The sequence below is a fragment of the Rhizobium terrae genome (genome assembly GCF_003425685.1).
Classification (GTDB): Bacteria; Pseudomonadota; Alphaproteobacteria; order Rhizobiales; family Rhizobiaceae; genus Neorhizobium; species Neorhizobium terrae.
The window spans coordinates 1-3,052 of sequence record NZ_QJKM01000056.1 but is presented as its reverse complement, the minus strand read 5'-3'; the positions used below and the strand labels follow the sequence as shown (position 1 = coordinate 3,052).

The 3,052-nt window shown below is 51.9% G+C and carries 2 protein-coding genes and 2 pseudogenes; 2 read left to right on the top strand and 2 right to left on the bottom strand.

Annotation, left to right across the window (positions count from 1 at the left end):
* Positions 1-112: 112 nt before the first annotated feature.
* A pseudogene (locus DMO26_RS34695) lies at positions 113-418 on the top strand (IS701 family transposase); the annotation flags it as partial.
* A gap of 649 nt (positions 419-1,067) precedes the next feature.
* Entirely contained in the window at positions 1,068-2,372 is a 1,305-nt protein-coding gene (lysA, locus tag DMO26_RS33215) for a diaminopimelate decarboxylase (RefSeq protein ID WP_117196513.1), read from the top strand.
* Between the two features lie 143 nt (positions 2,373-2,515).
* On the opposite strand, the pseudogene DMO26_RS33210 reads toward lysA, so the two are convergent.
* Positions 2,516-2,689, bottom strand: a pseudogene (locus DMO26_RS33210) (IS5/IS1182 family transposase); the annotation flags it as partial.
* Positions 2,690-2,737: 48 nt separating this feature from the next.
* Positions 2,738-3,052 (bottom strand): transposase (locus tag DMO26_RS33205; protein WP_205421308.1); only part of this gene is annotated, 315 nt, incomplete at its 5' end.

The window sequence follows — 3,052 nt, the reverse complement described above, 5'->3', positions numbered from 1 at the left end:
ATGGCAAAATCCCAATTCGCCGTTCTCTTCGCGGACCGCTTCCACGCCGCGAGGGCGTAAACGAAATGTTTAACCGCACGCCCGTACACGAAATTCCTGACACTCCCACACCGAGCCGCTCAAATACTGGCTCTCCACTCTCGATGTCGACGCTTCGGTCGGAAAGCTCGTCAGCACCGCCAAGCCGCGATGGCGCATCGAGCGCGACTATCAGGAACTCAAACAGGAACTCGGTCTCGGCCATTACGAAGGGCGAGGCTGGCGAGGTTTCCATCATCCTGCAAGCCTCTGCATCGCCGCTTACGGATTCCTCATCTCCCAGAGAGAGGCTATTCCCCCCTCAGCGCCGACCGAAACCAAAAACCGCACGCAACCTCTCGTTCCCGAAGGTTATCGACCCCGCGGATCCTCCGATCCGACCCGAGCGACACGTGCCAAATTCGATCACCACAGTCCGAAGGCACTTGACCGTCAAACTCAGTCGAAGCCTTCAACGATGTCCATGCTGCAACAGGACCAATCCACCCTGAAATCCACAAATTTATGACGCAGTAAGACTATCGATGAAGGAGTTTATCTCACGGCCTCAATCACAAAAGAAAAGGTGGCTGTTCGTCGCGCTCACACTTGAATGACCGGCAATTCCGATCTGACGCTTCAGTGTGCGGACAATCTCGACATCGACAATCGTCGCGCTTTGCGGACTGCCCAGCCGTCTGGGTTCGGGTAGGTTCTCTAAAATCCAGATCTCTCCTAATCTGAAACCTCAGCGGCATGACCTGCCGTTAGAAAGGACGCAATCGAGCTGTGTATTACTAACGTAACGTAAAAGATCCTTGAGATCGGGATAGTCTTAAAGCATATAAAAGACCTACGATTCTAGCTCAGAGCGATCACAGGATCTGCACCAGAGTTTGTATGGTTAATCGAAAGAGAACTACTTCTGGAAATTCACTCAGACGAATATTCAAGATGTCATAATATACAATTTGGATCATTCATAATTGCGGCTTACAATAATCAAGCCGTCAGATATAAATTCTTTAATTTCTAGGAGAGGGACAATCATGGCCAGAAAAAATCGAGTAACTGACCATCCCGTCTATCAAGATCACGAGCTTGCTTTAAGATTGGCAGATAAATATCACACGCCTCTTTACGTATTCGATGAGCCGACAATCAGAACCAATGCCCAGGAGATCATCTCGGCAATTGCCTACCGACCCTTCCATCCCCGTTACGCTTGCAAAGCACTTACCATCGGCGCAATCCTGAGAATCGTCCGCGAAGAGGGTTTTTGGATCGACGCCTCTTCCATGAACGAAGTCGACCGAGCTATTCTTGCCGGTTTCAAGCCCTCCGAAATTTATTATACTGGCGAAGGAGCGACACTTCCAATATATCAACGGCTAGTTGAGCGTGGAATTCTCGTCAATTGTACATCAATTGACCAGATCAGCCTTCTCGGTCGCGCGGGCGGTGTACGCTGCTCGGTCCGTCTCAACCCAGGAGAGGGGGACGGAGCAAACAACAGGACCAACACCGGTGGGCCCAGCAGCAAGCACGGCATCTATTTCACGCAAATCGACGAAGTCAAAAAAGTAACCACCGATAATGGCATTAAAGTTGTTGGTGTGCATTCTCATATCGGATCGGGCACGGATCTCAGCCGTTGGCTCTTCATCAAAGACAAGACATTGGAGATGGCCAAGCAATTTCCCGACCTTGAGATTGTCAATCTCGGTGGCGGCTTTCCAGTCATATACAATGATGAGAATGATGGCGGGATGCCCTTGGAGGAATGGGGAAGAGCTCTCTCAAAATCGATGGAGGAATTTTCACGTGAACTCGGTCGGAAAATTGAGCTTCAGATTGAACCGGGCCGATTTCTGGTCGCCTCTTCGGGCGTTCTCCTCGCAGAAGTGCAGGCGGTTAAGGCGACTGATCCCGATGAGAATTCAACTGGCTACAACTTCGCCATCGTCAATACCGGGCTAAATCACAACATCCGCCCTTCGCTATACGGCGCCTACCATCCAATCCGCTTTGCACCACGCGATGGTGTCCCACGGGCAGACAAGAAACCCTATGTTATTGCGGGTTACCTTTGCGAATCGGGGGATGTTTTTACGGTCGATAAAGCAGGCGTACTCGTCCCGCGGTATCTTCCTGAAGTGCAACTTGGTGATGTTATGGTGATGGGTGGAATTGGCGCTTACTCACACTCAATGAAAAGCGAGTATAACTCAATGAATCTTCCGGCGTCCGTTTTGATTGAAGAAAGCGGGTATACGCGTGTCATCGAGCGCCGAGGTACCCTTCATGACCTGATGCGCCGTGAAGTAGAAGCCTACGACGACACGGCCACCTGATTCAGAAAGACGCGAGCGATGCACGCGCGAATTTCAGCGCACCTTTCTGCATTGAGTGAGTTTGGCTTGAGGTGTCCACTTAACGGAGGTAGACAGCCATGAATGAGGGGCGATGAACAGAAGTAATCGGCCCTGAACAACGGCTAAATCATTGATCTTCTGGCGGTGGGAAGATCTGGAGAAGTATTCAATTTCACCATGAGAACGGTGAGCGCGGCCTTGATGAAGGCACGCCAAAGGGTCAGCTTCGCCAGGATGAGGCGCAGATTGTGACCTGCGGCCACGAGCGGTGCATTGATGGCGTCGCCAACATGCCCGGGAGTGTCAGAAATTTCGTGTACGGGCGTGCGGTTAAACATTTTGTTTTACGCCCTCGCGGCGTGGAAGCGGTCCGCGAAGAGAACGGCGAATTGGGATTTTGCCATCGCCCATTCTTTGGGTGGCATTTTCCACGCTTTCTCCGATCTGTTCAAGACCAGATACAGGAGTTTCGTCGCAGCTTCGTCAGAAGGGAAGTGCCCTCTGGCTCGAACGGCCCGTCGCAGCTTGGAATTCAAGGCTTCTATTGCGTTGGTGGTGTAGATGATCCGCCTCACGTCCCTGGGAAAGGCAAAGAAGGCAATGACCTCCTGCCAGGCGCGCCGCCACATGCTCCCGATGGCCGGGAATTTCTGGCCCCA